The organism is Streptomyces sp. SGAir0957 (assembly GCF_043523415.1).
In genome coordinates, this window is record NZ_CP027293.1 from 7,421,372 (window position 1) to 7,447,693 (window position 26,322).

The 26,322-nt window shown below is 73.2% G+C and carries 29 protein-coding genes and 1 riboswitch; of the genes, 18 read left to right on the forward strand and 11 right to left on the reverse strand.

Annotation, left to right across the window (positions count from 1 at the left end; all coding sequences use genetic code 11):
- Positions 1 to 156: 156 nt before the first annotated feature.
- Positions 157 to 588, forward strand: coding sequence for a PPOX class F420-dependent oxidoreductase (locus C1N81_RS38475; protein WP_394436021.1), 432 nt, complete (start codon positions 157 to 159; stop codon positions 586 to 588).
- 16 nt (positions 589 to 604) lie between these two features.
- On the opposite strand, the gene C1N81_RS38480 is transcribed toward C1N81_RS38475, so the two are convergent.
- Together C1N81_RS38480 and C1N81_RS38485 are read right to left on the reverse strand one after the other, a co-directional pair.
- Positions 605 to 1,519: an SDR family oxidoreductase gene (locus C1N81_RS38480; RefSeq protein WP_394436022.1), complete on the reverse strand. Its 915-nt coding sequence runs from the start codon at positions 1,517 to 1,519 to the stop codon at positions 605 to 607.
- A 52-nt stretch (positions 1,520 to 1,571) separates the two neighbouring features.
- Positions 1,572 to 2,594, reverse strand: coding sequence for an NAD(P)/FAD-dependent oxidoreductase (locus C1N81_RS38485; protein WP_394436023.1), 1,023 nt, complete (start codon positions 2,592 to 2,594; stop codon positions 1,572 to 1,574).
- Positions 2,595 to 2,695: 101 nt separating this feature from the next.
- On the opposite strand from C1N81_RS38485, the gene C1N81_RS38490 reads away from it, so the two are divergent.
- The 8 genes from C1N81_RS38490 to C1N81_RS38525 all read left to right on the forward strand — a co-directional run bounded on the left by C1N81_RS38490 (position 2,696) and on the right by C1N81_RS38525 (position 10,209).
- The gene (locus tag C1N81_RS38490; RefSeq protein WP_394436024.1) at positions 2,696 to 3,325 is read left to right on the forward strand and encodes a helix-turn-helix domain-containing protein; all 630 of its coding nucleotides are present in this window, start codon (positions 2,696 to 2,698) and stop codon (positions 3,323 to 3,325) included.
- Between the two features lie 121 nt (positions 3,326 to 3,446).
- Positions 3,447 to 4,433 (forward strand): NADPH:quinone oxidoreductase family protein, encoded by a 987-nt coding sequence (locus C1N81_RS38495; protein WP_394436025.1) that lies wholly within the window; start codon positions 3,447 to 3,449, stop codon positions 4,431 to 4,433.
- The gene (locus C1N81_RS38500; RefSeq protein WP_394436026.1) at positions 4,430 to 5,614 is read left to right on the forward strand and encodes an acyl-CoA dehydrogenase family protein; all 1,185 of its coding nucleotides are present in this window, start codon (positions 4,430 to 4,432) and stop codon (positions 5,612 to 5,614) included. The genes C1N81_RS38495 and C1N81_RS38500 overlap by 4 nt, the downstream gene beginning before the upstream one ends.
- Positions 5,611 to 6,720, forward strand: coding sequence for an acyl-CoA dehydrogenase family protein (locus C1N81_RS38505; protein WP_394436027.1), 1,110 nt, complete (start codon positions 5,611 to 5,613; stop codon positions 6,718 to 6,720). The genes C1N81_RS38500 and C1N81_RS38505 overlap by 4 nt, the downstream gene beginning before the upstream one ends.
- A 149-nt stretch (positions 6,721 to 6,869) precedes the next feature.
- Entirely contained in the window at positions 6,870 to 7,241 is a 372-nt protein-coding gene (locus C1N81_RS38510) for a VOC family protein (RefSeq protein ID WP_394436028.1), read from the forward strand.
- 140 nt (positions 7,242 to 7,381) lie between these two features.
- Positions 7,382 to 8,239 (forward strand): phosphatidylinositol-specific phospholipase C/glycerophosphodiester phosphodiesterase family protein, encoded by an 858-nt coding sequence (locus C1N81_RS38515; protein WP_394436029.1) that lies wholly within the window; start codon positions 7,382 to 7,384, stop codon positions 8,237 to 8,239.
- A 111-nt stretch (positions 8,240 to 8,350) separates the two neighbouring features.
- A complete protein-coding gene (locus C1N81_RS38520; protein WP_394436030.1) occupies positions 8,351 to 8,545 on the forward strand; it encodes a hypothetical protein in 195 nt (64 codons plus the stop codon).
- Positions 8,546 to 8,625: 80 nt separating this feature from the next.
- Positions 8,626 to 10,209 carry a hypothetical protein gene (locus tag C1N81_RS38525; protein WP_394436031.1) on the forward strand — a complete coding sequence of 528 codons (1,584 nt, stop codon included), beginning with the start codon at positions 8,626 to 8,628 and terminating at the stop codon, positions 10,207 to 10,209.
- On the opposite strand, the gene C1N81_RS38530 is transcribed toward C1N81_RS38525, so the two are convergent.
- Positions 10,206 to 11,438 (reverse strand): phosphodiester glycosidase family protein, encoded by a 1,233-nt coding sequence (locus tag C1N81_RS38530; protein WP_394436032.1) that lies wholly within the window; start codon positions 11,436 to 11,438, stop codon positions 10,206 to 10,208. The two genes, C1N81_RS38525 and C1N81_RS38530, sit on opposite strands and share 4 nt — an antisense overlap.
- A gap of 38 nt (positions 11,439 to 11,476) precedes the next feature.
- Positions 11,477 to 11,848: a DUF779 domain-containing protein gene (locus tag C1N81_RS38535; protein ID WP_394436033.1), complete on the reverse strand. Its 372-nt coding sequence runs from the start codon at positions 11,846 to 11,848 to the stop codon at positions 11,477 to 11,479.
- Positions 11,849 to 11,922: 74 nt separating this feature from the next.
- On the opposite strand from C1N81_RS38535, the gene C1N81_RS38540 reads away from it, so the two are divergent.
- Positions 11,923 to 12,291, forward strand: a complete 369-nt coding sequence (locus tag C1N81_RS38540) for a hypothetical protein (RefSeq protein ID WP_394436034.1) — start codon at positions 11,923 to 11,925, stop codon at positions 12,289 to 12,291.
- A 99-nt stretch (positions 12,292 to 12,390) separates the two neighbouring features.
- Here C1N81_RS38540 and C1N81_RS38545 read toward each other — a convergent pair whose 3' ends face one another.
- A complete protein-coding gene (locus tag C1N81_RS38545; RefSeq protein ID WP_394436035.1) occupies positions 12,391 to 13,539 on the reverse strand; it encodes a hypothetical protein in 1,149 nt (382 codons plus the stop codon).
- A gap of 159 nt (positions 13,540 to 13,698) precedes the next feature.
- Between C1N81_RS38545 and C1N81_RS38550 the strand changes: the two genes are divergently transcribed.
- Positions 13,699 to 14,319 (forward strand): L-threonylcarbamoyladenylate synthase, encoded by a 621-nt coding sequence (locus C1N81_RS38550; RefSeq protein WP_394436036.1) that lies wholly within the window; start codon positions 13,699 to 13,701, stop codon positions 14,317 to 14,319.
- 15 nt (positions 14,320 to 14,334) lie between these two features.
- Here the strand turns inward: C1N81_RS38550 and C1N81_RS38555 are convergent, their stop codons facing one another.
- Genes C1N81_RS38555 through C1N81_RS38565 form a run of 3 tightly spaced genes read right to left on the reverse strand, consistent with a single transcriptional unit; the run spans position 14,335 to position 17,185 of the window.
- Positions 14,335 to 15,114, reverse strand: coding sequence for an ABC transporter ATP-binding protein (locus C1N81_RS38555; protein WP_394436037.1), 780 nt, complete (start codon positions 15,112 to 15,114; stop codon positions 14,335 to 14,337).
- Entirely contained in the window at positions 15,111 to 16,130 is a 1,020-nt protein-coding gene (locus tag C1N81_RS38560) for a FecCD family ABC transporter permease (protein WP_394436038.1), read from the reverse strand. The genes C1N81_RS38555 and C1N81_RS38560 overlap by 4 nt, the downstream gene beginning before the upstream one ends.
- Positions 16,127 to 17,185, reverse strand: a complete 1,059-nt coding sequence (locus C1N81_RS38565) for an ABC transporter substrate-binding protein (RefSeq protein ID WP_394436039.1) — start codon at positions 17,183 to 17,185, stop codon at positions 16,127 to 16,129. Before C1N81_RS38565 ends, C1N81_RS38560 begins: the two co-directional genes overlap by 4 nt.
- 37 nt (positions 17,186 to 17,222) lie before the next feature.
- Positions 17,223 to 17,404: riboswitch (cobalamin riboswitch) on the reverse strand.
- 91 nt (positions 17,405 to 17,495) lie between these two features.
- On the opposite strand from C1N81_RS38565, the gene C1N81_RS38570 reads away from it, so the two are divergent.
- Complete coding sequence (locus C1N81_RS38570) at positions 17,496 to 17,987, forward strand: nucleotidyltransferase domain-containing protein (protein ID WP_394436040.1); 492 nt, start codon at positions 17,496 to 17,498, stop codon at positions 17,985 to 17,987.
- Between the two features lie 9 nt (positions 17,988 to 17,996).
- Here C1N81_RS38570 and C1N81_RS38575 read toward each other — a convergent pair whose 3' ends face one another.
- Positions 17,997 to 19,262, reverse strand: a complete 1,266-nt coding sequence (locus C1N81_RS38575; RefSeq protein WP_394436041.1) for an arginine deiminase — start codon at positions 19,260 to 19,262, stop codon at positions 17,997 to 17,999.
- A 46-nt stretch (positions 19,263 to 19,308) separates the two neighbouring features.
- Complete coding sequence (locus C1N81_RS38580; protein WP_394436042.1) at positions 19,309 to 20,748, reverse strand: basic amino acid/polyamine antiporter; 1,440 nt, start codon at positions 20,746 to 20,748, stop codon at positions 19,309 to 19,311.
- A 159-nt stretch (positions 20,749 to 20,907) separates the two neighbouring features.
- Here C1N81_RS38580 and C1N81_RS38585 point away from each other — a divergent pair, with 159 nt between their 5' ends.
- From C1N81_RS38585 to C1N81_RS38595, 3 genes are read left to right on the forward strand one after another with little or no spacing between them, the layout of a single operon-like run.
- Positions 20,908 to 22,002: a baeRF3 domain-containing protein gene (locus C1N81_RS38585; RefSeq protein WP_394436043.1), complete on the forward strand. Its 1,095-nt coding sequence runs from the start codon at positions 20,908 to 20,910 to the stop codon at positions 22,000 to 22,002.
- A 45-nt stretch (positions 22,003 to 22,047) separates the two neighbouring features.
- Complete coding sequence (locus tag C1N81_RS38590; protein ID WP_394436044.1) at positions 22,048 to 22,644, forward strand: hypothetical protein; 597 nt, start codon at positions 22,048 to 22,050, stop codon at positions 22,642 to 22,644.
- Positions 22,645 to 22,694: 50 nt separating this feature from the next.
- Entirely contained in the window at positions 22,695 to 23,090 is a 396-nt protein-coding gene (locus C1N81_RS38595; RefSeq protein WP_394436045.1) for a TOBE domain-containing protein, read from the forward strand.
- Between the two features lie 72 nt (positions 23,091 to 23,162).
- Here the strand turns inward: C1N81_RS38595 and C1N81_RS38600 are convergent, their stop codons facing one another.
- Positions 23,163 to 23,363: a molybdopterin-dependent oxidoreductase gene (locus tag C1N81_RS38600; RefSeq protein WP_394436046.1), complete on the reverse strand. Its 201-nt coding sequence runs from the start codon at positions 23,361 to 23,363 to the stop codon at positions 23,163 to 23,165.
- Positions 23,364 to 23,531: 168 nt separating this feature from the next.
- Between C1N81_RS38600 and modA the strand changes: the two genes are divergently transcribed.
- From modA to C1N81_RS38615, 3 genes are read left to right on the forward strand one after another with little or no spacing between them, the layout of a single operon-like run.
- Positions 23,532 to 24,353 (forward strand): molybdate ABC transporter substrate-binding protein, encoded by an 822-nt coding sequence (gene modA / locus C1N81_RS38605; protein ID WP_394438526.1) that lies wholly within the window; start codon positions 23,532 to 23,534, stop codon positions 24,351 to 24,353.
- On the forward strand, positions 24,350 to 25,201 hold the full coding sequence (modB, locus tag C1N81_RS38610) for a molybdate ABC transporter permease subunit (RefSeq protein ID WP_394436047.1): 852 nt from the start codon (positions 24,350 to 24,352) through the stop codon (positions 25,199 to 25,201). Before modA ends, modB begins: the two co-directional genes overlap by 4 nt.
- Positions 25,198 to 26,277 (forward strand): ABC transporter ATP-binding protein, encoded by a 1,080-nt coding sequence (locus C1N81_RS38615; RefSeq protein WP_394436048.1) that lies wholly within the window; start codon positions 25,198 to 25,200, stop codon positions 26,275 to 26,277. Before modB ends, C1N81_RS38615 begins: the two co-directional genes overlap by 4 nt.
- Positions 26,278 to 26,322 lie beyond the last annotated feature (45 nt).

A 26,322-nucleotide genomic window follows, 5' to 3' on the forward strand; every position in this document is an offset into this window, starting at 1 on the left:
CGGCCTCCCGGGTGCGCCGCGGGCCGCCGGAGGTCCACGGCGTACGAGAGCCGCCGCCCCGGCGCGGCCGCGCGACGGGGGCCGATGGGTCACGATGGGCGCAGCACACCGCGTCGTCCCGCGGGGCCCGCCGCCCCGCCCGCTGGAGAGGTGACCATGACCACCGCACCCTTCGATCCGCGTTCCCTGCTCGCCGGGAGCCGCCTCGGCGTCCTCGCCACGATCAAGGCCGACGGCCGCCCGCAGCTGTCGCCCGTCACCCCGTTCTACGACCGGGAGACCGAGACCCTGTACGTGTCGATGACCGAGGGCCGGGCCAAGACGGCGAACCTGCGCCGCGATCCGCGCGCCGCCCTGGAGGTCACCGCCCCCGACGCCGGGGCCTGGGCCACCGCCGAGGGCGTGGTGCGGCTCACCGGACCCGGCACGGACCCGCACGGGCCCGAGGTCGAGGCGCTGGTCGCCTACTACCGCAAGGCCGCGGGCGAGCACCCGGACTGGGACGAGTACCGGGCGGTGATGGTCTCCGACCGCCGGGTGCTCATGGAGATGACGGTGGACCACGTGTACGGGCAGCGCATCCGCTGAGCCCTCTCCTCGATCGTCAGCCGGCCCGGAACGGGCCCCGGCCCAGTTGCTCGCGCACCGGCGTCACCGGCGGGTTCACCACGGCGCGCCGCTGCCAGTTCGCGCCGTCCACCACCAGGGTGTGCCCGCTGATGAAGCGGGCGTAGGGGGAGGCGAGGAAGGTCGCGGCCCAGCCCAGCTCGCGCGGCGCGCCCACCCGGAGCGCGGGCTGCCGGGCGCCGAACTCCCGGGCGTGGCCGGTGCCGGTGTCGAGGCCGGTCCGGATGTCGGGTGTCATGTCCTCGTGCGGCATGAGACCCGGCACCAGGCCGTTGACCTGGATGCCGTACGGACCCCACTCCACGGCCAGCGTCTCCACGAGGCTCTTGACGCCCGCCTTCGCGGCCGCGCTGTGCGCGAAGCCGGGCCCGCCCGTCCACGCGTAGGAGGCGCCGACGCAGAGCACCGCGCCCGGGGTGCCCGCGGCGAGGTGGCGGCGGCCGAACTCGCGCGTCATCAGGAACGTACCGGTCAGCGTGGTGTCGACGACGGCGCGCCAGCCGTTCGGTGACAGGTCCTCCGCGGGGACGGGGAAGTTGGCGGCGGCGTTGTTCACCAGCACGTCGGGGGCGCGGCCGTGTGCCGCCACAGCCGCGTCGAAGACCTCGGCGACGCGCTGGGCGTCCCGGATGTCGCAGACGGCGGTCGTGACGGGCCCCGCGCCCTTGACGGCCGCCAGTTCCTCGCGCGCGGGCGCCAGATGGTCCGGGCTCCGGCTCGCGATCAGGACGGCGGCGCCGAGCCGGGCGAACTCGGCGGCGATCGCCCGGCCGAGCCCGGTGCCGCCGCCGGTCACCAGGACGAGCCGGCCGTCGTACGTGCCGGGCGGCAGCGCCGTCGCGCCGGGCGGGGGAGGGGCGGGCAGGCCGTGCGGTGCGCCGGGAGTCGTCATGCGGGCATGGATAGCGGCCGGACGCGCAACTCGCCATGCCCGCGCGGCTGTTTCACGCGCCGTGCGCCTCGCGGGCCCGCGCCACCGCGCGCTCGCCCTCCGGGGAGAAGACCCCGGCGCGGCGCCGCTCCGCCACCCGCTCCAGGTCGGCGAGGCGGAGTTCCGCGTTCAAGGTGGCTCCGGCCCGGTAACCGGCGCTCGCCGCGTTCACCACCTGCTCGGCGGCGCCCGCCGCGTTGCCGACCGCGTAGACGCCGGGGACGCTGGTGTGCCCCGCCGCGTCCACGTCGACGAACGGTCCCGCCGGGGTCTCCTTGGCGCGGGCGCCGAGCGCGCGGAGCAGCCCGTCCCGCGGGACCATGCGCGGCGCCACGACGAACACCGAGCGCGCGAACTCCCGCCCGTCGGCGAGCCGGACCCCGCTCAGCGCGTCGCCGCCGACCACGAGCCCGTCGAGCTTGCCGCTGACCACGCTGACGCCCGCCGCCGCGAGGAGCTGCCAGTCGGCGTCCGGCAGATCGTCCTCGCACGCGCCGTCCAGGAACAGGGTCACGTCGTCGGAGAGCTGGCTGAACAGGAGCGCCTGGTGGATGCCGGAGGCCTTCGCGAACAGGACGCCGATCGCCTCGTCCCGCACCTCCCAGCCGTGGCAGTACGGGCAGTGGATCACATCGCGGCCCCACCGCTCGGCGACGCCGGGGAGCTCGGGCAGTTCGTCGACCAGACCGGTGGCGATCACCAGCCGGCGGGCGTGCACCGGGCCGCCGTCCTCCAGGGTCACGTCGAAGGCGCCGGACCCGTCCGGCTCCGCCGCCGCCACCCGGCCCCGGACGAGCTCCACCCCGTACGCGGCGACCTCGCGGCGCACCTCGGCCAGGAACGCGGCGGGCGCCATGCCGTCCCGTGAGGGGTAGCCGTGCATATGCGCGGCGGGCGCGTTGCGCGGCTCGCCCGCGTCGACGACGAGGACCGAGCGGCGCGAGCGGCCCAGGACCAGGGCGGCGGCGAGGCCCGCCGCTCCCGCGCCGACGACCACGACGTCGTACGCGTCCCGTGCGTGCTGCCGGTTGTTCATGGTGACCACCTCTGGAGTACGTGCCAGTGCCTTGCTGTCCCCGACGGTGCACTCGGACCCCCGGTATTGACAAACAGACTTGCCGAAACTGCAATGGAGGAATGAACCGGAACTCCCCCCGCTCCCCGGACGGGGCGCCCGAGGCGTCCATGGACGCCGTCCTCGAAGGCGTCGGGCCGCGCCTGCGCGCCCTGCGCAAGGAGCGCGGCGCCACGCTCTCCGGACTCTCCGAGACCACCGGCATCTCGGTCAGCACGCTCTCCCGGCTCGAGGCGGGGCTGCGCAAACCCAGCCTCGAACTGCTCCTGCCGATCGCCCGCGCCCACCAGGTGCCGCTGGACGAGCTGGTCGGGGCGCCGCCCGTCGGCGACCCGCGTGTGCGCGCCAAGCCGATCGTGCGGCACGGCCGGACGATGATCCCGCTCACCCGGCAGCCGGGTGGGCTCCAGGCGTACAAGGTGATCGAACCGGCGCGCACGGACGAGCCGGACCCGCGCACGCACGAGGGGTACGAGTGGATCTACATGCTCTCCGGCAGGCTGCGGCTCGTCCTCGGTGAGCACGACGTGATCCTCGGGCCCGGGGAGGCCGCCGAGTTCGACACCCGGGTGCCGCACTGGTTCGGGGCGACGCCGGACGGGCCCGCGGAGTTCTTGAGTCTGTTCGGGCCGCAGGGGGAGCGGATGCATGTGCGGGCGCGGCCCTCCCGCGGGGCGGGGCAGGGGGAGTGACCGCCTGGCGGAGTCGCCCCATGAGGCGCGTGACTCCCGGATCGGCATTCCCAAGGGTGCAAGCGACCGCTTAGTATGCGCCTGAGACGTGAACCTGGTAGCCAGTCCGTGGAGGCCCCGCATGCAGGCATGGCAAGTGCACGAGAACGGCGAGCCGAGCGAGGTGATGCGCCTGGAGGAGATCGAGCGCCCCGTGCCCGGCGACGGGCAGGTTCTGCTCAAGGTGCGCGCCGCCAACATCAACTTCCCGGACGCGCTGCTCTGCAAGGGCCAGTACCAGGTCAGGCCCCCGCTGCCGTTCACGCCCGGCGTGGAGATCTGCGGCGAGACCGAGGACGGGCGCCGCGTCATCGCCACCCCGGCACTGCCGCACGGCGGCCTCGCCGAGTACGTCGTCGCCGACGCGCGCGCCCTGCTGCCCGCGCCCGGGGCCCTGGACGACGCCGAGACGGCCGCCCTGCACATCGGATACCAGACCGGCTGGTTCGGCCTGCATCAGCGCGCCCGCCTCCAGGAGGGCGAGACGCTGCTCGTGCACGCCGCCGCGGGCGGGGTCGGCAGCGCCGCCGTCCAGCTCGGCAAGGCCGCGGGCGCCAAGGTCATCGGCGTCGTCGGCGGGCCCGACAAGGCCAAGGTCGCGCGCGACCTCGGCTGCGACGTCGTCGTGGACCGGCGGAGCGAGGACGTCATCGCCGCCGTGAAGGAGGCCACCGGCGGGCGCGGCGCCGACGTGATCTACGACCCCGTGGGCGGCGAGGCGTACACGCAGTCCGCCAAGACGGTCGCCTTCGAGGGCCGGATCGTCGTCGTCGGCTTCGCCAGCGGCACCATCCCGAGCCCCGCGCTCAACCACGCCCTGGTCAAGAACTACACGATCATGGGCCTGCACTGGGGCCTGTACGCCACCAAGAACCCGAAGCTCATCCCGCACTGCCACGGCCAGCTGACCGAGCTGGCCGCGCGCGGCGCCATCAAGCCGCTGGTCAGTGAGCGCGTCGACCTGAGCGAGGCCGCGTCCGCCGTGCAGCGCGTCGCCGACGGCGTCACGACCGGCCGCGTCGTCGTCATCCCCGGCCTGACCGCGCGTACGGAAGGGAGCGCCGCATGAGCGTCGACGCCGCCCGACTGCGCACCCTCACCCAGGAGTTCCTGGCCGCGCACCCGCCCGCCACCACGCCCCGCGCGGACTTCCTCGGCGCCCGTTTCGACGCCGGACTCGCCTGGGTGCACTACCCGGAGGGGCTCGGCGGGCTCGGCGTGCCGCGCTCCCTCCAAGCCGTCGTCGACGCCGAACTGGAAGCGGCGGGCGCCCCGGACAACGCGCCCCGGCGCAACGGGATCGGGCTCGGCATGGCCGCCCCGACGATCCTGCACTACGGCACCGACGACCAGAAGCGGCGCTTCCTCAAGCCCCTCTGGGTCGGCGACGAGATCTGGTGCCAGCTGTTCAGCGAGCCCGGGGCCGGCTCCGACCTGGCCGCGCTCGGCACCCGCGCCGTCCGCGACGGCGACGACTGGATCGTCAACGGGCAGAAGGTGTGGACCTCCGGCGCGCACAACGCCCGGTTCGCCATCCTCATCGCCCGCACCGACCCGGACGTGCCCAAGCACCGCGGCATCACCTACTTCGTCTGCGACATGACCGACCCGGGCGTCGAGGTCCGGCCGCTGCGCCAGATCACCGGCGAGGCCGAGTTCAACGAGGTGTTCCTCACCGACGTCCGCATCCCCGACGCCCACCGGCTCGGCGCGGTCGGCGACGGCTGGAAGGTCGCCCAGACCACCCTCAACAACGAGCGCGTCGCCATCGGCGGCATGCGCATCCCGCGCGAGGGCGGCCTCATCGGCATCGTCGCCAAGACCTGGCGCGAGCGCCCCGAACTGCGCACGCCCGACCTGCACCAGCGCCTGGTCAAGCTGTGGGTCGACGCGGAGGTCGCCCGGCTCACCGGTGAGCGGTTGCGCCAGCAGCTCGTCGCCGGGCACCCCGGCCCCGAGGGCGCCGGCATGAAGCTCGGCTTCGCCCGCCTCAACCAGGAGATCAGCGGCCTGGAGGTGGAACTCCTCGGCGAGGAAGGGCTGTTGTACGACGACTGGACGCTGCGCCGCCCCGAACTCGTCGACTTCGCGGGCCGCGAGGCCGGATACCGCTACCTGCGCGCCAAGGGCAACAGCATCGAGGGCGGGACGAGCGAGGTCCTCCTCAACATCGTCGCCGAGCGCGTCCTCGGCCTGCCGCCCGAGCCGCGCACCGACAAGGACGTCGCCTGGAAGGACCTCGCCCGATGAGCAACCGGAGCACCCAGCCCGATCTGCTGTACTCCGAGGAAGAGGAGGCGCTGCGCTCGGCCGTCCGCGACCTCCTCGCCGACCACAGCGACGCCGCCACCGTCCTCGCCCGCGTCGAGACGGACCAGCCGCACGACCGCGCCCTGTGGAAGAACCTCGCCGAGTCCATGGGCCTCGCCGGGCTCCTCGTCCCCGAGGAGCGGGGAGGCCAGGGCGCCACGCATCGCGAGGCCGCCGTCGTCCTGGAGGAGCTGGGCCGGGCCGTCACCCCCGTGCCCTACCTGACCAGCGCCGTCATCGCGACGGAGGCGCTGCTCGGCTGCGACACGGAGGAAGCGGGGACGCTGCTCGCGTCCCTGGCGTCCGGCCGGACGGTGGGCGCCCTCGCGGTCCCGCTGTCGGCGGCGCCGGGCACGGAGTTCGCCGACGTACGGGCGGCGGACGCGGCGCTGACCGGACGCGTCACGGCGGTGGCGGACGCCACGGCGGCCGACGTGTACCTGGTCCCCACGCCGGACGGCCTGTACGCGGTGGACGCCACGGCCGGCGGCGTCACGGTCGAGCCCCACATCTCCTTCGACCGCACCCGCCCGCTCGCGGCCGTGACGTTCGAGAAGGCGACGGGCCGCCTCCTCACCGCCGACGCGGCCCCCGCGGTCCGCCGCGCCCTGCGCGCCGGAGCCGGTCTCCTCGTCTCGGAGCAACTCGGCCTCGCCGACTGGCTGTTGACGGAGACGGTGCGCTACACCCGGGAGCGGAACCAGTTCAACCGCCCCGTCGGCTCCTTCCAGGCCCTCAAGCACCGGCTCGCGCAGCTCTGGCTGGAGGTCGTCAACACCCGCGCCGCCGCGCGCAACGCGGCCGACGCGCTCGCCACCGCCGCCGACGACACCGACCTCGCGGTCGCCGTCGCCCAGGCGTACGCGGCGCCCGTCGCGGTCCGCGCCGCCGAGGAGGCGCTCCAGCTGCACGGCGGCATCGGCATGACCTGGGAGCACCCGATCCACCTGTACCTGAAGCGGGCCAAGGCCGACTCGATCGCCCTGGGCACGGCGGGACACCACCGGGAGGAACTGGCCGGACTGGTCGACCTCCGGGCCGGCTGAGCGCCCGCACGGCAGCCCGACACACCGGCAAGGACAGCGGCCGGCGCTCCGGCGCCGCCCGCCGTCCGCCGCACCCGGCCCTGGACGGCGCGTCGCCCGCCGTGCCCGGCCCTGGACAGCGGACCGGGGCGCGTGATCCCTTTGCCCGCATGACGTCCTTGATCAGACACGTGACCATCGACTGCGCGGACCCCTACACCCTCGGCACGTTCTGGGCCGGGGTCCTCGGCGGCACCCTCTCGGACGAGGACCACCCCGGCGACCCCGAGGCGCTGGTCGAGAGCCCCGCCGCGCACCTGCTCCTCATCCGCGTCGACGACCCGAGGACGGTCAAGAACCGGGTGCACCTGGACCTCCAGCCCCAGGACGTCACCCGGGACGAGGAGGTCGAGCGCCTGCTCGCCCTCGGCGCCACCCTGCACGAGGACCACCGGCGCCCCGACGGGCGCGGCTGGGTCACACTCCGCGATCCGGAGGGCAACGAGTTCTGCGTCGAGCGCAGCGCCGCCGAGCGCGCCTGAACGCCCGCCCGCGTGTCCCGCCGGTGAACCGAGGGCGGCAGTCCGGCCAACTCCCGGCCCAGCACTGCCCCTTGGTGACTCCCGCCCCGCATACTCGCCGTGTCCGTCCGTCCCCGCCCGCACCGACACGGGAGGCACCCATGGCCCCGACCACCCGCCGCAGAGCCCTCGGCACGCTCGCCGCCGCGCTGGCCGCAGGCGCCGCCACGCCGCAGCTCGCCCACGCGGGGGAGGGGAAGCGCGGGCCGCGGCCGCTGCTGCGGGCCCACGCGCACAACGACTACGACCACGCGCGGCCGCTGTTCGACGCCCTCGACCACCGGTTCAACAGCGTCGAGGCCGACATCTACCTCGTCGACGGCGATCTGCTCGTCGCGCACGACCCCGTCGACCTCGACCCGGCCCGCACGCTCGCCTCGCTGTACCTCGACCCGCTCGCCGCCCGCGTACGGGCGCAGCACGGAACCGTGTACCGCGGCTGGCGGATACCGTTCCAGCTGCTCATCGACATCAAGACCGAGGGCTCCGCCACCTACCTCGAACTCGACCGCCAACTGCGCCGTTATCGCGGCCTGTTCACGAGCTACGCCCACGGCCGCGTCCGTACCGGGCCCGTCACCGCCGTCGTCTCCGGCGACCGCGCGGCCCGCGCCCCGATGGAGGCCCAGCGCGCCCGCAGCGCCTTCTACGACGGGCGCCTCACCGACCTCGGAACCGCGACTCCCGCGTCGTTCGCCCCGCTGATCAGCGACAACTGGTCCACGAACTTCACCTGGCAGGGCGTCGGGCCGATCCCCGCCGCCGAACGGACCACGCTGCGCGGCATCGTCGCCGCCGCCCATAAGCGCGGACAGCGGGTACGGTTCTGGGCCACGCCCGACCTTCCGGGCCCCGCGCGCGACGCCGTCTGGAGCGAGCTGCTCGCCGCCGGCGTCGACCACCTCAACACCGACGACCTCGCCGGACTGGAGCGTTTCCTCACCACCCATAACGGCTGATCCCGATATAACACTCGATCGGGGGACAGGTCAGACACCGCCGAACGGCCTCCGCTGCGTCACACTTGCGGCCGAAAGCCACGATGCCGACGTGGCGGAGGAGGTTCGACGGTGTCTCTGTCCATTTCCATCGTGCTGCTGCTCGTGATCGTCGCGGTGATCTTCCTGCGCAACGGGGCCATGAAGTTCTCGCACGCCCTCGTCTGCGTCCTGCTCGGCTTCCTGCTCGCGGGCACGAACGTGGCACCCACCATCAATGACGGCATCAACGCCACCGCGGGTCTGGTCAGCAGCCTCCAGCCCTGAGGCGGTTGATCGTTTCGGGTTCGTGAACAACCCCCGTACGCGCATGGACACTTCAAGCGGCTGAACCTAGCTTCGGCCCCATGCCCCAGCGAAGAAGCCTCGCCCGCGCCACCCTGGCCGCGGCCCTCGCCCTCGTGGCGCTCGGCGCCGTCATGGCGCCGGGCGCCTGGGCCGACGAGATCCCCAAGGCGCCGGGCCACCGGCTCGTCCCGCAGTACGAGGGCGCCCCCGCCGCGCCGCAGCCGGTGCCCGGCAAAGCCCCCGCCCAGCACCCCTTCCTCGCCGCCAACGGACGCAGCGGCATGCACGCGGACGCCGGGGGCAGCGGCACCTACCCCTGGGCCGGACCGAACGGGGCGGAGCCCCAAGTCACCAGCGAGCAGATGGCCGCGCTCGGCGGCGAATGCGCCACCGTCACCTTCGACAAGGCCGGCCGCATCGTCACCGTCTGCGGCACCTTCACCGGCTTCCTCGTCAAACTCCTCGACCCGCACACCCTGGCCACCCTCGCCGAGTACAAGCTGCCGCAGCGCCCCTCGACCGTCGAGGCCCTCACCCGCCTCGACTTCTCGAAGATCTTCAAGGACACGTCGGGCGGCGCCTACTCCTACCTCGACGACCAGGACCGGCTCGTCCTCGCCGACTCCCGCCAGCACATCGTGCGCCTCGCCCATGAGCGGACCGAGGACGGCACCTGGCGCTTCGTCGTCACGGACGACTGGGACCTGACGTCCCAGGTGCCGCACGACTGCGTGAGCTGGACGAACCTCTACCCGAGCGGCACCTGCGACCCCGTCACCGCCGTCATGCCCGACTGGACGGGCCGCGTCTGGTGGGTGACCCGGCAGGGCCGCGTCGGCACCGTCGACCCCGCCACCGGGGCCGTCACGTCGATCCGCCTGGACGGCGAGGAGATCCAGAACTCGTTCTCCGTCGCCGAGGACGGCGTCTCCGTCGTCTCCGACCACGCCCTCTACAGCTTCGTCGCCGCCGCGGACGGCACCCCGCGCGTCGTCTGGCGCCAGACCTACGACCGCGGCACCGGCACCAAACCCGGCTCGGTCAACCAGGGTTCGGGCACCACCCCCGACCTGTTCGGCGCGCAGGACGACTACGTCGCCATCACCGACAACGCCGACGACCGCATGAACGTCCTGGTCTACCGGCGCGGCGCCGGCGTCCCCGCCGACCGGCGCCTGGTCTGCAAGGTCCCGGTCTTCGGGGCAGGCGCCTCCACCACCGACAACAGCCTCATCTCGTACGGCGACAGCCTGATCGTGGAGAACAACTACGGCTACGAGAACATCACCTCGCTGACCCTCGGGCGCAGCGTCGTCGGCGGCGTCACCCGCGTCGACGTGCGCCCCGACGGCAGCGGCTGCGACACGGTCTGGGAGAGCGGCGTCCGCTCCCCGTCCACCGTGCCGAAGCTGTCGACCGCGAACGGGCTGCTGTACTTCTACACGAAGGAGCCGAACTCCCTCGGCATCGACGCCTGGTACCTGACCGCCGTCGACTTCCGCACCGGCGCGACCCGCTGGAAGCGCCTCGCCGGGACCGGCATCGCCTACGACAACAACTGGGCGCCGGTCACGCTCGGCCCCGACGGCACGGCCTACGTCGGTGTCTTCAACGGCCTCGTCGCCGTACGGGACAAGGGCTAGCCGCGCGCGTACACCCCGATGCCGTTGGCGACGGCGCGCTCGGGGGCGTCCGTCGGATGGTTGAGGACCGTCACCGACGCCGCCCCCGGCTCCCGGGCCGCGAGGGTCGACGAACCGCCGCCGTCGAGCGAGAACGCGTCGTCCGCGCCCAGCGCCCGCATGGTCGCGGCGACCTCGGCGATGGACAGGCCCGTGCGGTACGCGGGCGCGCCGTCCAGGGCGAGGAGATAGAGCGTGCGGCCGTGGTCGCCGATGCCCGCGGCCGTACGGACCGCGGAGGTGTTCGCGTCGAGGCCGGGGAGCGGGGCGCCGTCGCGCAGCACCGGATAGCCGCCGACCGCGAACCGGTACGGGACCCGGGAGCGCGCGGCGACCAGCCGGTGACGCACCCCCACCGGGTCGCCCGGCGACAGCTTGCGCAGCCACTGCGCGCCCGCCTCCCGGCCCACCAGGACGGTCGTGCCCTCCGCGATCGGACCGGCGCCCGGCGTGTCCGCCGCCGTGACGACGCGTCCGTGGCGCACCGTCACCTCGTAGGTGTCCGTGGAACACGGCGCCGCCCGCTGCGTGTCCGTGCCGCACGTGGCCCGCACCCGCGAGACGCTGCCCCACTCCGGGGTGAACGCGCCGACCGAACCGACGGGCAGGGCGTACTGGTTGAGCCCGCCGAGCGGCAGGCGGTCCGCGCGGGTGCGCACCGAGCCGTCCAGGGCCATACTGTCCAGCCGGGCCCGCCCATCGACGCCGACGCCGAGCACGTCCCGCGTCGAGGTGCCGGGCGGGAGGGCCGGGCCGAACCGCTGGCCGTCCGGCACGGCCGCCTTCAGGGTGCGGCCGCTCGCGATCGCGGGGCCGACCGCGGCGCCGGTCGCCTCGACACCGGGGTGCTGGGCCTCGGAGATGTTGAAGAAGTCCCCGTTGACGCCGCCGACGGCGCCGGTGGCGTCGGCCATCGCGGAGACGGTGGCGCGGGCCCCGACCGCACCCGGGTGCAGCAGGTCGACGCGGACCCGGGGGTCGCGCAGATCGACGGTGAGGACATGGGCGTGGGCGGTGCCCTTGGCGGCCGGCACGTCGAACTCGGTGTACGACACGCCCGGCGCGACGCGCCCGGCGGTGGTGGCCGCGCCCGCCGGTGCCGCCCCCGTCAGACCGGCACCGGTCAGCGCGCCCACGAGCGCGAGGCTCGCGACGACCTGCTTGTGTCTCTTGCCAACTCTCGTCTGCATCAGGGGAGTTCAGCAGACGACAGCGGTCCCGTCGATGGCTACGCGCCGACCAGGCGGGAACGGATCAGGAAACGTACTCCTTCCGGCGCCTCCAGGGAGAAACCGCTGCCGCGCCCCTCGACGACGTCGACGATGAGGCGCGTGTGGCTCCAGACCTCGTACTGGCTCCTCGACATCCAGAACGGCACGGGCTCCGCCACCCCGTCGACGGACAGCTCCCCGAGGAGCACGTCCGCGGCGCCGGTGCGGAACTCGCCCGCCGGGTAGCACATGGGCGCGCTGCCGTCGCAGCAGCCGCCCGACTGGTGGAACATCAGCGGCCCGTGGTCCTCGCGCAGCCGCCGCAGCAGACCGGCGGCGGCCGGGGTCAGCTGTACGCGGGGCGCCTCGTCACCGGCGTCGTCACTCATGACGGACAGTGAAGGCGACAGGACGTTGCGACCACGTTGCACGCGCGGGCGGCTCGCCCGCATAGGCTCCGCACATGGAACAGAGGGAGATCGTTCTGCGGGCCATCGGTGTACTGACCGAGACGCAGGAGATGGTGCGCAGAATCAATGACGGGGCCGAGCTCGACAACGACCTCACCCAGCTCGGGCGGCTCGTGTCGGAGGTGTTCCCGACCATCGAGATCCCGGCCGGGGCCGACCCGGAGGAGGCCGCAGAGCTGGCCATCGCCGCGCTGATGCCGGCCAGCGTGTCGCTCGTCGAGGCGTTCGCGTTCCTCTTCACCCAGCTCGCGAAGGTGCACGACGAAGGGCGGACCGACGTCAACTCCACCGAGCTGCTGCGGGAGATCGCGCTGCGGATGTCCGACCCGGGCGGCCTGGAGGAGGCGGAAGAGGAGGAGTGATCGCCCCGGGGCCGCCCCGGGCGCCCCGCGGCCGCTCGTCCGGATCGGCCGCTCGTCCGGATCGGCCGCTTGTCCGGATCGGTTACTTGCCCGGATCGGCTACTTGTTCGGGTCGCGGAAGCGGCCGAACGCCTTCGTGAGAGCGCTCAGCGGCGAACCGTCCGCCTTGGTCTGGCCGGTCCCGGCCGGGCCGGGCGGAGCGGTGGCGCCGACCTCGGCGAGCGCGGCCTGCGCGGCCTCGGCCGCCTCCCGGTACAGGTCCCGCGACTTCGTCATGGCGTCGAGCGCCTCCGCGTACCGGCCGACCATCGACTGGGCGTGGGCCAGCTCCTCCTCGGCCGTCAGCAGGTGCCAGCCCTGCCGAAGACGGGTCAGCGCCCGCTCCGCGTCCGGGGGCAGGGGCCGCGGCAGCGCCGCGAACTCGTTGATCCGCTGCAACAGCTCGACCGGTTCCGAGCCGTCCAGGAAGACGTTGCGCACGGCGAAGCGCTCGGCGTCGTACCCCGGCTCCTGCGGGGCCGTCGGCAGGATGACGGCGCCGCCGCGCGGCATCCGCAGCTTCAGCTCCCGCTTCATCGCGAAGTCGGCGATCTGCGCCTGCTCCGGGGTGGCCCGGTGCTCGATCACCCGGTGGCGCAGGCTCGGCGGCAGGAACTCGGTGACCGGCCGCTGCCCCCGCGCGTCCGGCGTCATCGCCTCGTGCACCACGACGTGGACGTACCAGCTCTCGCGGGTGCAGTCGCGCAGCCGGTGGCGCAGTTCGTCGTCGTCCTTGGGCAGGTGGTTGACCGCGCGCAGGCGCACACCGGGCACCATCGCGTGGTCCCACGGGATTATGACGCTGTCCGGCCAGAACATGGTCACGGGCGACGCCCACTGCGGGTCCCAGGCCCGCTCCGCCTCGGCGGCGACGACCCAGACGACGCCGTCACCGTCCTTGCGGCGCCCCTCGGGCTCGTACGTCGTCAGCTGGGCGCGCACCGTGACGTCGTCGTCGGCCCGCCAGCGCGCCTCGAACACGCGCCGCGCGGTGGGTCCGGGGTCGGCGGACTCGTCGCGGGGGTGCAGGACGGTGGAGCGGGCCGCCTCGACGGGGTCGAGGTCCAGGAAGTCGTCGAGGACCCCGGCCGCCTTGAGGGCGATCAGGTTGCGCCGCACGTCCTGCTCGGGCTCGGGGCCGAGGTGGCGCCCGTGACCGAGCCACGCGGTGTCGGGGACGGTGGTCGGTGAGCTGCTGTTTTTGGCCATGGGGTTTTCTGTGAGTGGTCGGGGCACGCCCAGTATGGTCCGTCGGGCGCCCGCCGGACGAGGGCAGGGTGGGCGGGTGTCGGGATTGTCGCGCGTGTACGCGGAATACGCCGCCCCGCAACGCCGTGGCGTTCGCCACTGATCCCGTAGGGTCGACGGATGGCCCGCTATTTCGACGTGCACCCCGAGAACCCGCAAGCGCGCACCATCGGCGCGGTCGCCGACTCCGTCCGCGACAGCGCCCTGATCGCCTACCCCACGGACTCCTGCTACGCGCTCGGCTGCCGTCTCGGCAACCGCGACGGCGTCGAGCGGATCCGGGCGATCCGGCACCTCGACGACAAGCACCACTTCACCTTGATGTGCCAGGACTTCTCGCAGCTCGGCAGGTTCGTGCACATCGACAACGACGTGTTCCGCGCCATCAAGGCGGCCACGCCCGGCAGCTACACGTTCATCCTGCCCGCGACGCGCGAGGTGCCGCGCCAGTTGCAGCACCCGAAGAAGAAGACGGTCGGTGTCCGCATCCCCGACCACGTCGTGACCCAGGCGCTCCTCGCCGAGCTGGGCGAGCCGCTGCTCTCCAGCACCCTGCTGCTGCCCGGCGAGGACGAACCGCTGACGCAGGGCTGGGAGATCAAGGAGCGGCTCGACCACGTGGTGGACGCCGTGCTCGACTCCGGCGACTGCGGCACCGAGCCGACGACCGTCGTCGACTTCTCCGACGGAGAGGCCACCGTCGTGCGGCGCGGCGCGGGGGACCCCGACCGCTTCGAGTGACGGCGTGACGACGGCCTATCGCGTGAGCGTCCCCAGGAAGCGGATGTGGGGGCGCTCGCCCGGTTCGGGCGGGGAGATCCGCGCGCGGACGCCGTAGACGTCGGCGATCAGCTCCTCGGTGAGGACGGCGCCCGGCTCGCCCGCCGCGACGACGCGACCCCCGCGCAGGACCACGACCTGGTCGCAGTAGTGGGCGGCCAGGTTCAGGTCGTGCAGGGCGACGACGCTGGTCAGGTCGAGCCCCGAGACCAGGTCGAGCAGTTCCAGCTGGTGCTGGATGTCCAGGTGGTTGGTGGGCTCGTCGAGCAGCAGCTCGCGCGGCTCCTGCGCGAGGGCGCGCGCGATCTGCGCCCGCTGGCGCTCACCGCCCGACAGGGTGTGCCACAGCCGGTCCGCGTGATCGGCGAGGCCGGTGCGGGCGAGGGCGTCGCGGACCGCCGCCTCGTCCGCCGCCGACGCGGCCGACCAGGCCCTGCGGTGCGGGGTGCGGCCGAGCCGTACGACGTCGGCGACCGTCAACTCGACCTGAGTGTCCGCCTGTTGATGGACGAGCGCGATGCGCCGCGCGGCCGTCCTGCGCGGGACGTCCCCGAGCGGGCCGCCGTCGAGCGTGACGACGCCGGACGCCGGGGCGAGGACCCCGGCGAGCAGCCGCAGCAGCGTCGACTTGCCCGAGCCGTTCGGGCCGAGGACACCGGTGACGGCGCCGGGCCGCGGCGTCAGGCTCACGCCGTCCAGCACGAGGGTGCCGCCCGCCGACCAGGAGACGCGGTCCGCCGCCAGCCCCGCGCTCATCGCGGGCTCCGGCCGCGGAAGAGGACGAGCACGAACGCGGGCACGCCGATCAGCGACGTCACCACCCCCACCGGAACCTCCTGCGGTGCGAGAACCGTACGGGCCAGGGTGTCGACCCAGACCAGGAACACCGCCCCGGCGACGGCCGTGACCGGGAGCAGCCGGGTGTGCCCGGGGCCGACCAGGGCGCGCGCCGCGTGCGGCAGGACGAGCCCGACGAAGCCGATCGCCCCGGCCGCGCTGACCAGCACCGCCGTCAGGAGCGCCGTCACGCAGAGCAGGACGAGCCGGGTCCGCGCCACGTGCACGCCGAGCGCGGCGGCCGCCTCGTGCCCGAAGGCGAACGCGTCCAGGGTCCGGCCGTACCCGAGGCACACCGCGAGCGCCGCCACAAGGACCGCGAGGCACAGCCACAGCTCGGTCCAGCCGACCCCGCTCAACGAGCCGAGCAGCCAGAACAGGACGCCGCGCGTCGTCTCCGCGTCGGCGGCGGTGAGGATCACGAACGAGGTCAGCGCCGAGAACAGCTGCATCGCGGCGACCCCGCACAGCACCACCCGGTCCGTCGTCCCGCCCAGCAGGTGGCTGAGGACGAGGACGAGCGCGAACGAGCAGAGGGCGCCGAGGAAGGCGCCGCCGGAGACGGAGAGCGCCCCGCCGCCGAGGCCCAGGACCACCACGAGCACCGCCCCGGTCGACGCGCCCGAGGAGACGCCGAGCACGAACGGGTCCGCGAGCGGATTGCGCAGCAGCGCCTGCAGCACCGTGCCGCACACCGCGAGGCCCGCGCCGCAGACCGCCGCGAGCAGGGTGCGCGGCAGCCGCAGGTTCCACACGATGCCGTCGCGGATCGGGGAGAGGTCCGAGGCGCCCCAGCCGAGCCGGGCGCCGACCGTCGACCACACGTCGGCGACGCGGATGTGCGCGGGCCCGACGGTGATGGCGACGGCGACCGAGCCGCAGAGCGCCGCGAGGGCCGCGGCCCAGTAGAGGGCGGGCCGGAGCGCCGTGTTCACTTGGCGAGGCCGAACTCGCGCAGCGCCGCGGCCACCTTCTCCACGCTCTCGACCGTCCGGATGGTGGGGTTGAGGGCCTGCCCGCTGAGCAGCACGTACCGCTTCTTCTTCACGGCCGTCATGTTCTTGGTGACGGGGTCGGACTCCAGGAACTCGATCTTCTGCGCGGCGGACTCGGCGGACTGCGAGCGGCGGGTCAGATCGCCGATGACGAGGACGTCGGGGTCGCGGTCGGCCACCGTCTCCCAGTTGATCTGCGGCCACTCCTCGTGCGTGTCGTCGAAGACGTTGCGCACGCCGAGTTCCTTCGTGACGATGCCGGGCGCCCCGCAACAGCCCGCCATGTAGGGCGCGTCGGAGTTGGCGAACCAGTACAGGACGCTCACACCCTCGGCGTCGATCCCGGTGGTCGCCTCGGAGACACGGGATTCGAGCCGCGCGACGAGTTTCTCGCCGCGCTCCTTCACGCCGAAGATCCGCGCCAGGTCCCGTATCTCGCCGTAGACGGTGTCCATGGTGAGCGCGCTGGTACGGACGCCGTCGCCGTCGCCGCTGTTGTCCTTGCCCGCGCAGTCGGCGGGGGAGAGGTAGGTCGGTACGCCCAGTTCCTCGAACTTCTCGCGCGGCGCCACCCCGCCCTTGCCGATGGTGTTTGTGAGGGACGCGGAGACGAAGTCCGGCTCGGTGTCCAGGACCTTCTCGAAGGAGGGGTAGCGGTCGGCGAGGCGCGGCACCTTGGCGTTCGCCTTCTCCAAACCCTTGAGGACCGGGTCGGTCCAGGTCGCGGTCCCCACCATCCGGTCCGCGAGGCCGAGCGAGAGCAGGATCTCCGCCGAGCCCTGGTCCAGGGCGACGGCGCGGCGCGGGGCCCCGGCGACGCGGACCTTCGCGCCGCAGTTGTCGAGGGTGACGGCGGCGCCGGCCCCCTTGGCGGCGCCGGCGGAGTCCGCGCCACCGCCGCACGCGGTGAGCAGCAGGGCGCCCGTCAACAGCAGTGCGGAAGGGCGGAGTCGACGTGCGAAGGGCACGGGGGTTCCTCTGCGTCCAGGGCCCATACGCGGAGCCGGCCTACGGTTCACCCCCGGCCGGGTCTCGGTCCCGGAGGCCGCCAGCAGGTCTTCGGACTCGGGTTCATCCAGGCGGGGCGCCTTCCCGGACCGCTGCGCGGTCCAGTGGCAGTGGCCCCGCCCGTCCCCCTCACCGCTGCGCGTCAGCTCCGGACTTCCACCGGATTCCCTGACCCGTACGCGTTCATCGGCGAACGCACAAAGGTACGACTGGCTCACGGAACGTATCACGGCCCCGGCCGTGCCCCCGAAAAATCGTTCGCCACCGGCGCCCCGCGGACCTAGCCTGCGCCGGGTGATGACAGCTGACGACGTGCTCGGCGTCCTCGCCCTGCTGCGGACGGCCGGGGCGGACGTGTGGATCGGCGGCGGCTGGGGCATCGACGCCCTCGTCGGCCGGCAGACCCGGGACCACCGCGACCTCGACCTGATGCACCGCGCGGAGCAGGAGCCCGCCGTGCTCGCCGCCCTCAGCGGCGCCGGGTTCGCCGAGACCCTCGACTGGCGCCCCGCGCGCTTCGTCCTCTCCCACCCCGACGGCCGCGAACTCGACCTGCACCCCTTGCGTTTCGCCGCCGACGGCTCGGCCGAGCAGTCCTCGCCCGACCCGGAGCGGCCGTTCCGCTACCCGGCCGAGGCCTTCGTCACCGGCACCGTCGCGGGGGAGCCGGTGCCGTGCCTCTCGGCCGCGCAGCAGGTCCGCTTCCACCAGGGGTACGAGCCGGCCGACCGCGACCGGCACGACATGGCGCAGCTGCGCCGGGCCTTCGGCATCGACACACACATGTGAGCAGGTGGCTCAGTAGGTCACGGGGTCGCGGACGATCGGGCAGGTCATGCAGTGGCCGCCGCCCCGGCCGCGGCCCAGTTCGGCGCCGACGATCGTGACGACCTCGACGCCCGCCTTGCGCAGCAGCGTGTTGGTCTGGGTGTTGCGGTCGTAGGTGACGACGACGCCGGGTTCCAGGGCGACCGCGTTGTTGCCGCTGTCCCACTGCTGGCGCTCGGAGGCGTACACGTCGCCGCCGGTCTCGATCACCCGCAGCTCCCGGAGGCCGAGCCCGCGGGCGACGACGTCGACGAACGGGGTCGTCCCCTCGTCCGTGATGTCCAGGCCCGGCGCCTTGTCGCTGGGGCGCAGCGAGAACGTGTGCACCGAGTCCATGATCCGCGGGTACAGCGTGACGATGTCCCGGTCGGCGAAGGTGAACACGGTGTCCAGATGCATGGCGGCCCGCAGCTTCGGCATCCCGGCGACGATGACGTGCTCGGCCGCGCCCTTCTCGAACAGCGCGGCGGCGACCTGCGTGATGGCCTGCCGTGAGGTGCGCTCGCTCATGCCCATGAGGACGACGCCGTTGCCGACGGGCATGATGTCGCCGCCCTCGAACGTCGCCTGCCCCCAGGACTGTTCGGGGTCGCCCCACCAGACGGTCGAGTCCGCGAAGTCCGGGTGGAAGCGGTAGACCGCCTTCATCAGCAGGGTCTCGTCGTGCCGGGCCGGCCAGTAGAGCGGGTTGAGCGTGAGGCCGCCGTAGAGCCAGCAGGTGGTGTCGCGGGTGTAGAGCGTGTTGGGCAGCGGCGGCATCAGGTACTCGCGCACACCGCTGGACTCGCGCGCCATCGACACGTACGCGGAGCGGTACTCGTCCGGGAGGTCGGTGGTGGCGAGACCGCCGATGAGGAACTCGGCGAGCTGTTCGGGCCGCAGCGTCTCCAGGAAGGCACGGGTGTCGTCGATGAGCCCGACCCCTACCTGATTGGCGACGATCTTGCGGTCGAGCAGCCACGCCTTCGCCTCGGGCCGCGCCACGGTCTGCGCGAGCAGCTCGTGCAGCTCGACCACCTCGATGCCGCGCTGCCGCATCTTGTTCACGAAGTCGGCGTGGTCGCGCTGGGCGTTCTCCACCCACATCACGTCGTCGAAGAGCAGGTCGTCGGAGTTGGTCGGGGTCAGCCTGCGGTGGGCGAGCCCCGGCGCGCAGACGAGGACCTTGCGCAGCCGGCCCACCTCGGAGTGGACGCCGTACGCGGCGGACGCGGGGGTGGCGTGGTCGTCGGTCACGGGGTGCCTCCGGGCGTTGACGGGGTCAGGAGTCGCGCGTCGGGTCTCACAGGCTGATCCACCCCGCCGTCAGGGCGACGACACCGAGCACGGCGCCCGCGACGGAGACGGCGAGGACGACCAGTTCCCCCGGCGAGAACAGGCGCCGCCCCTGTTCCCTGCGGGCCATGACGAACAGGATCGTCGCCGGGGCGTAGAAGATGAACGAGACGAGGACGAACTTCAGCCCGGCCGCGTACAGCATGAACACGGTGTAGAGCGTGGCCACCGCCGCGATCACCAGTTCGCGCGTGGACGTGCCGCCGCCCTCGGTGAGCGGGTCGTGCCGCGCCCCGATCCGAACGGCGAACCCGGCCGCGAGCAGGTACGGGATGAGGGACAGCGCGCTGGTCAGATTGAGCGCGAAGTTGAAGGCGTCGTCCGAGAACGCGGTGACGACAAGCACCAGCTGGGTGAGCACCGTCGTCATGAGCAGCGCGGGCACGGGCACGTCGGCGGGGGTGGAGCGGCGCAGGAAGCGCGGCATGTCGTCGTCCTTCGCCGCCACGAAGAGGACCTCGGCGGCCATCAGCGTCCAGGCCAGATAGGCGCCGAGGACCGAGACGATCAGGCCGACACTGATGAAGACCTTGCCCCACGTGCCGACGACGTCCTCCAGCACGCCCGCCATCGACGGCTGGCGCAGCTCCGCGATCTCGCCCATCGGCAGGATCCCGTAGGACACGATGACGACGGAGGCGAAGACGGCGAAGACGCTGAGGAAACCGAGGATCGTGGCCCGGCCGACGTCCGAGCGCTTCTTCGCGTGCCGGGAGTACACGCTCGCGCCCTCCACGCCGAGGAAGACGAAGACGGTGGCCAGCATCGTGCCCTTGACCTGCCCGAACAGGGAACCGGCGTAGTCCGCGCCGCCCCAGTTGTCCGCGAAGACCGACGGGTCGAAGAAGACCAGGGCGAGGACGATGAAGACCAGGATCGGCACGATCTTCGCCACGGTCACGATTTTGTTGATCGCCGCGGCCTCCTTCACGCCGCGCCGGATCATCAGGAAGAACGCCCAGAGCCCGGCCGACGAGAGCACGATCGCGAGCGCCGTGTCGCCCTCGCCGAGCGCGGGCCAGATCGCCCCCACCGTCGACATGATCAGCACCCAGTACGTCACATTGCCGACGCAGGCGCTGGCCCAGTAGCCGAACGCCGAGAAGAAGCCCAGGTACTCGCCGAAACCGGCCTTGGCGTACGCGTACACGCCCGCGTCGAGGTCGGGCCTGCGCACGGCCAGGGACTGGAAGACGAAGGCGAGCATCAGCATGCCGGTGCCCGCTACGGCCCACGCGATCAGCGCCCCGGCGACCCCCGTCTCCTCGGCGAACCGGCCGGGCAGCGAGAAGACGCCGGCGCCGACCATCGAGCCGATGACCAGGGTGGTCAGGGTGAACAGGGGCAGTTTGGCGGTGGGTGCGCGCCCCTCGGCGGTCTGCTCCACGGTCTCCCCCTGGGTCAGTGGTCTGTCCGGCACCAGTCTCATACCGCTATGCCGGATAGCGCACTTTTTGTCGCGTTAAAGGTGGCGGATATGTCCCGCTGTGCACAGCATGGAGAGGTTGCGGCACACGAAGGCGTCGCGTCAGAAGGGCATTCAGGCATGCACTCCTCGTTGAACCCGGCGATCCTGCGGGACCTGCGCGCACCGCGGCCCTATCCCGCCGTCTCGCTCGCGATGCCGACCCACCGGACCCAGCCGGACAACGCGCAGGACCCGGTCCGCCTCGACAACCTCGTCCGCGAGGCCGCGCGCCAGCTCGCCGCCGACCCCGCCGTGACCGGGGAGCGCCGCGACGACGTGGTCGCCGAGCTGGAGGCGGCGGTGGCCGAGCTCGACCTCGCGTACGCCCGTGACGGCCTCGTCCTCTTCGCCGCGCCCGGCGAGCACCAGGCATGGGTGATCGACCGGACCGTGCCCGAACGCGTCGTCCTCGCGGACACCTTCCTCACCCGCAACCTCGTCGCCGCCGACGCCGCGCAGCGCCCGTACTGGGTCCTGGCCGTCGCCGCCGACCGGATCACCCTCTGGGACGGCCGCGGCGCACGCGTCACGGAGCACACCGCCCACGGCTTCCCGCAGAGCCGCAGCCTGGAGCGCCCCGACTCCGAGCGCAAGGAGCGCGTCGGGAACCTGCCCAGCACCTTCCACAGCGAGGAGACGCGGCAGTTCTTCCGCGACGCCGACACCACCCTGGCCGCCGTCCTGCGCGCCGCCCCGCGCCGGCTCTACCTCACCGGCGACCCGGCCGCGCTCGCCCTGTTCACCGACGCGGGGAACACCGCGCGCGACGCGGTCCAGGTCCCCGTCGGCGGCCTCGCCCAGGCCACCCCGGAGACGGTCGCGCGGGCCGTCGGCCCGGCCCGCGCCGAGGAGGCCGAACGGGGGATCGCCGACGCGCTCGCCGCGCTCGACCGGGCGCGCGGCGGCAACACGTACGCCGCCGGGGTGGACGAGGTCTGGGAGAAGGCCTCGGACGGCCGCATCCACCGGCTCGTCGTCGAGGAGAACTGGCGCACCACCGTGCGGGCCGGGGACGGGCACCTCCAGCCGGCGGCCGACGACGACGTGGACGCCGTCCACGACATCGTCGACGAGATCGTGGAGTCCGCCCTGGAGACGGGCGCGCAGGTCGACTTCGTCCCGGACGGGACTCTTGCGGACGCCGGACACGTGGCCGCGGTGCTGCGCTTCTGACCCCCTCACCCCTCGCCAGTCGTCGTCGGAAAGGAACCCCCTCCCATGCGTGCAGCCTCCCTCCTCGCCGCGTGCGCGGTCGCCGGTGCACTCACGCTCACCGCGTGCGGCGGTGACGACGGCAACGACAGCGGGGCGAGCGCGAGCCCCACGGCGTCGGCGCCCGAGTCGTCGCGGTTCTCCGGCGAGCCGCCGTCCTCGATGGCCTCCAGCGCCGAGTCGAAGAAGGCGGAGGCGAGGAAGTCCGCGTCCGCCGCGGCCGAGTCGGCCTCCGAGAAGGCGCACGACTTCGAGGCGTCCGTCGCCGCCGACGTGGAGCGCGACCGGCAGGAGTACACGAAGCAGCTCGACGCGGTCGACGGGCGCGGCAACGCCGTCGACGACGTGTCGCTGACCGGCAAACCGCTCGCCGAGACCGACAACGTGCGCGCCCTCGTCGTCAACATCACCAACAAGACCGACAAGACCGCCTCGTTCGCGGTCCAGGTCGACTTCAGCGACTCCGACGGGAAGGTCGTCGAGTCCAAGGTCGTCGGGGCGAAGGACCTCAAGGCCGGGGAGCGCGCCCAGCCGCTCGCCATCAGCTCCAAGCCGCCGCAGCCGCACCTCACCGCGAAGATCGCCAAGGCGCAGCGGTACTGAGAGCCTGTCCGGGAGAAGCCGGCCCGGAACCGGTCGCTATCTTGTGATCCATGCAGTCCTACACAATCGGCCAGGCAGCGCGGCTGCTCGGGGTCAGCCCGGACACCGCGCGGCGCTGGGCCGACGCGGGCCGGGTCACCACGCACCGGGACGAGGCCGGGCGCCGGCTCATCGAGGGCAAGGACCTGGCCGCGTTCTCCGTGGAGCTGGCCAAGGGCGCGGGCGGCGACGAGGACGTCTCCTACACCTCCGTGCGCAACGCGTTCCCCGGCATCGTGACCGCCGTCAAACTCGGCGACGTCGCCGCGCAGGTCGAGATCCAGGCCGGCCCGCACCGCCTGGTGTCCCTCCTGACCCGGGAGGCCGTCGAGGAGCTGGGCCTGGAGGTCGGCATGGAGGCCACGGCCCGCGTGAAGTCGACGAACGTGCACATCGACCGGGCCTGAGCCGCTCCCCGCACCGATCCTGCGGCAGCACGAGCTGCGGACCCGGGCCGTCCAGCGGGGTGCCGTCGATGCTCAGCGCGGCGTGCCGGGTCGAACCGGCCCGGCCGCGGACAGTACGTCGTACAGGCGCGGGCCGGAGAACCGGTGGTGCTGGACGCCGCTGGTCGCGCACTCGAACTCGACCTCGGCGTGATGCTGCGGCCATGCGCGCAGGCCCGCCACGCTCAGCCGGGCCGGACGGGCCAGGTCGCCGTTCAGCGTCAGTTCCCCCACGGGACCACCTCCCGACGGACCGTACCCGGCCGGGGCCGTCGTGCAAACGCACATGCGTATGAACAAGCGGCATGATCCCAGCTCATGCGATGTGACAGAAGACTTCCCGCTCGCAGGTGCGGCAGTATGATCCACGCAACCAGATGGCAATGAGGGAGTGGACCCGTGATAACCCGTTCCGCGCGCCGGACCCGTCGGATGCTGTCCGTGGCCGGCCTCGGCACCGCCGCGCTGCTGACCCTGAGCGCCTGCGGCTCCGACTCCGACTCCGGCTCAGGCAGCGATTCCTCCTCCGCGTCGGCGGACCAGAAGCTGTCCGGCACGGTCACCGTGTTCGCGGCCGCCTCGCTCAAGGAGAGCTTCACCACGCTCGGTGAGCAGTTCGAGAAGGCGCACCCCGGCACCAAGGTCACCTTCAACTTCGGCGGCAGCGACAGCCTCGCCGCGGGCATCACGGGCGGCGCCCCCGCCGACGTGTTCGCCGCCGCGAGCCCCAAGACGATGAAGACCGTCACCGACGCGGGCGACGCCGCCGGCGCCCCGGTCACCTTCGTCCGCAACCAGCTGGAGATCGCCACCCTCCCGGGCAACCCGGACAAGGTGGCCTCCCTCAAGGACCTCACCAAGTCCGGCCTCAAGGTCGTGCTCTGCGACAAGACCGTGCCGTGCGGCGCCGCCGCGCAGAAGGCCCTGGACGCCAGCAAGCTGAAGCTCACCCCGGTCTCCTACGAGCAGGACGTCAAGAGCGCCCTGACCAAGGTCGAGCTGAAGGAGGCCGACGCCGCCGTCGTCTACAAGACCGATGTGAAGGCCGCGGGTGACAAGGTGGAGGGCGTGGACTTCCCCGAATCGGCCGACGCCATCAACGACTACCCGATCGCCCAGCTCAAGGACGCGCCCAACGCGGCCGCGGCCAAGGCGTTCATCGCGCTCGTGCGCTCCGACGACGGCCAGAAGGTGCTGACGGCCGCCGGTTTCCGCAAGCCGTGACCCAGCTCGACAAGCGCGCCGCCGCGGCCGACACCCTCCGGGGCGGGCCGCGGCGCCGCCGCACCCGCGGCCGTGCGGCGCCGCTGCCCCTGCTGCTGCCCGCCCTCGTGGGCCTCGCGTTCCTCGTGGTGCCGCTGCTCGCCCTGCTGGTCCGCGCCCCGTGGCGGGACCTGCCGTCCCAGCTGACCAGCACCGAGGTGTGGCAGGCGCTGCAACTCTCCCTTCTCTGCGCCACCTTGGCGACGCTGGTGAGCCTGGTGCTCGGCGTGCCGCTCGCCTGGCTGCTCGCCCGCACCGAGTTCCGCGGCCGCGGTCTCGTACGGGCCCTGGTCACCCTGCCCCTCGTGCTGCCCCCGGTCGTCGGCGGTGTCGCCCTGCTGACCGCGCTCGGCCGCAACGGCATCGTCGGCCAGTACCTGGACCAGTGGTTCGGCCTCACCCTGCCCTTCACCACCACCGGTGTGGTCATCGCGGAGGCGTTCGTCGCCATGCCGTTCCTCGTCATCAGTGTCGAGGGCACGCTGCGCGCCGCCGATCCGCGCTACGAGGAGGCCGCCATGACGCTCGGCGCCTCCCGCTTCACCGCGTTCCGCCGCGTGACGCTGCCGCTCATCGCCCCCGGCATCGCCGCCGGATCGGTCCTCGCCTGGGCCCGCGCCCTCGGCGAGTTCGGCGCGACCATCACCTTCGCCGGCAACTTTCCCGGCCGCACCCAGACCATGCCGCTCGCCGTCTACCTCGCCATGCAGAGCGACCCGGCGGCGGCGATCGCCCTCAGCCTGGTCCTCCTCGCCGTGTCCATCACGGTCCTGGCGGGCCTGCGCGACCGATGGATGACCGCCTCATGACGACCCCGCCCCGCACGCCGGGCACGGACGACGCCGCCGGGCTCGACGCCCGTCTCGTCGTCGACCGCGGCACCTTCCGCCTCGACGTCGCCCTCGCCGCCGCCCCCGGCGACGTCGTCGCCCTGCTCGGACCGAACGGGGCGGGCAAGACCACCGCCCTGCGCGCCCTCGCCGGGCTCGTCCCGCTCGACGCCGGGCATCTGCGCCTCGACGGCGCCGCACTGGACGGCACGCCGCCCGAGTCCCGGCCCGTCGGCGTCGTCTTCCAGGACTACCTGCTCTTCCCGCACCTGAGCGCCCTGGACAACGTCGCCTTCGGGCCGCGCTGCCAGGGCAGGACCAAGGCCGAGGCCCGCGCCGAGGCCGCCGCCTGGCTCGACCGGATGGGCCTCGCCGCCCACGCCGGGGCCAAGCCGCGCCGCCTCTCCGGCGGCCAGGCACAGCGCGTCGCTCTCGCCCGCGCCCTGGCCACCCGTCCGCGCCTGCTCCTCCTCGACGAACCGCTCGCCGCGCTCGACGCCCGTACCCGGCTCGACGTACGGGCCCAACTGAGGCGCCATCTGGCCGAGTTCGAGGCCGTCGCCGTCCTGGTCACGCACGACCCGCTGGACGCCATGGTCCTCGCCGACCGGCTCGTCGTCGTCGAGAACGGGCACATCGTGCAGGAGGGCGCGCCCGGCGACATCGCGCGGCGGCCGCGCACCGACTACATCGCCCAGCTCGTCGGGCTCAACCTGTACCGGGGGCGCGCCGAAGGGCACACCGTCCACGTCGACGACGACGGCCCCGCGATCACCACCACCGAGCACCTCACCGGACCCGTCTTCGTCGCCTTCCCGCCCAGCGCGGTGACCCTGCACGGCGAACGCCCCACCGGCTCCAGCGCCCGCAACCTGTGGCGCTGCGAGGTCACCGGCATGGAGACGCACGGCGACCAGATCCGCGCCGCCCTCACCGGCGAACTCCCGCTCGCCGTCGACGTCACCACGGTGGCCGCCGCCGAGCTGAACCTGCACCCCGGCGCCGAGGTCTGGGCCACGGTCAAGGCGACGCAGACCCACGCCTACCCCGCCTGACGCGCCCGGTCCGGCGATCTGGCGCCCGACGCGACTACGGTGAGC

Coding starts and splice junctions, on each gene's coding strand:
- C1N81_RS38550 (WP_394436036.1), top strand. CDS start 13,699: ATGGCCCGCTATTTCGACGTGCACCCCGAGAACCCGCAAGCGCGCACC.
- C1N81_RS38530 (WP_394436032.1), bottom strand. CDS start 11,438: ATGCAGACGAGAGTTGGCAAGAGACACAAGCAGGTCGTCGCGAGCCTC.
- C1N81_RS38545 (WP_394436035.1), bottom strand. CDS start 13,539: ATGGCCAAAAACAGCAGCTCACCGACCACCGTCCCCGACACCGCGTGG.
- C1N81_RS38570 (WP_394436040.1), top strand. CDS start 17,496: ATGACAGCTGACGACGTGCTCGGCGTCCTCGCCCTGCTGCGGACGGCC.
- C1N81_RS38595 (WP_394436045.1), top strand. CDS start 22,695: ATGCAGTCCTACACAATCGGCCAGGCAGCGCGGCTGCTCGGGGTCAGC.
- C1N81_RS38495 (WP_394436025.1), top strand. CDS start 3,447: ATGCAGGCATGGCAAGTGCACGAGAACGGCGAGCCGAGCGAGGTGATG.
- C1N81_RS38540 (WP_394436034.1), top strand. CDS start 11,923: ATGGAACAGAGGGAGATCGTTCTGCGGGCCATCGGTGTACTGACCGAG.
- C1N81_RS38535 (WP_394436033.1), bottom strand. CDS start 11,848: ATGAGTGACGACGCCGGTGACGAGGCGCCCCGCGTACAGCTGACCCCG.
- C1N81_RS38475 (WP_394436021.1), top strand. CDS start 157: ATGACCACCGCACCCTTCGATCCGCGTTCCCTGCTCGCCGGGAGCCGC.
- C1N81_RS38590 (WP_394436044.1), top strand. CDS start 22,048: ATGCGTGCAGCCTCCCTCCTCGCCGCGTGCGCGGTCGCCGGTGCACTC.
- C1N81_RS38485 (WP_394436023.1), bottom strand. CDS start 2,594: ATGAACAACCGGCAGCACGCACGGGACGCGTACGACGTCGTGGTCGTC.
- C1N81_RS38500 (WP_394436026.1), top strand. CDS start 4,430: ATGAGCGTCGACGCCGCCCGACTGCGCACCCTCACCCAGGAGTTCCTG.
- C1N81_RS38510 (WP_394436028.1), top strand. CDS start 6,870: ATGACGTCCTTGATCAGACACGTGACCATCGACTGCGCGGACCCCTAC.
- C1N81_RS38525 (WP_394436031.1), top strand. CDS start 8,626: ATGCCCCAGCGAAGAAGCCTCGCCCGCGCCACCCTGGCCGCGGCCCTC.
- C1N81_RS38480 (WP_394436022.1), bottom strand. CDS start 1,519: ATGACGACTCCCGGCGCACCGCACGGCCTGCCCGCCCCTCCCCCGCCC.
- C1N81_RS38585 (WP_394436043.1), top strand. CDS start 20,908: ATGCACTCCTCGTTGAACCCGGCGATCCTGCGGGACCTGCGCGCACCG.
- C1N81_RS38555 (WP_394436037.1), bottom strand. CDS start 15,114: ATGAGCGCGGGGCTGGCGGCGGACCGCGTCTCCTGGTCGGCGGGCGGC.
- C1N81_RS38615 (WP_394436048.1), top strand. CDS start 25,198: ATGACGACCCCGCCCCGCACGCCGGGCACGGACGACGCCGCCGGGCTC.
- C1N81_RS38515 (WP_394436029.1), top strand. CDS start 7,382: ATGGCCCCGACCACCCGCCGCAGAGCCCTCGGCACGCTCGCCGCCGCG.
- C1N81_RS38505 (WP_394436027.1), top strand. CDS start 5,611: ATGAGCAACCGGAGCACCCAGCCCGATCTGCTGTACTCCGAGGAAGAG.
- C1N81_RS38490 (WP_394436024.1), top strand. CDS start 2,696: ATGAACCGGAACTCCCCCCGCTCCCCGGACGGGGCGCCCGAGGCGTCC.
- C1N81_RS38565 (WP_394436039.1), bottom strand. CDS start 17,185: ATGGGCCCTGGACGCAGAGGAACCCCCGTGCCCTTCGCACGTCGACTC.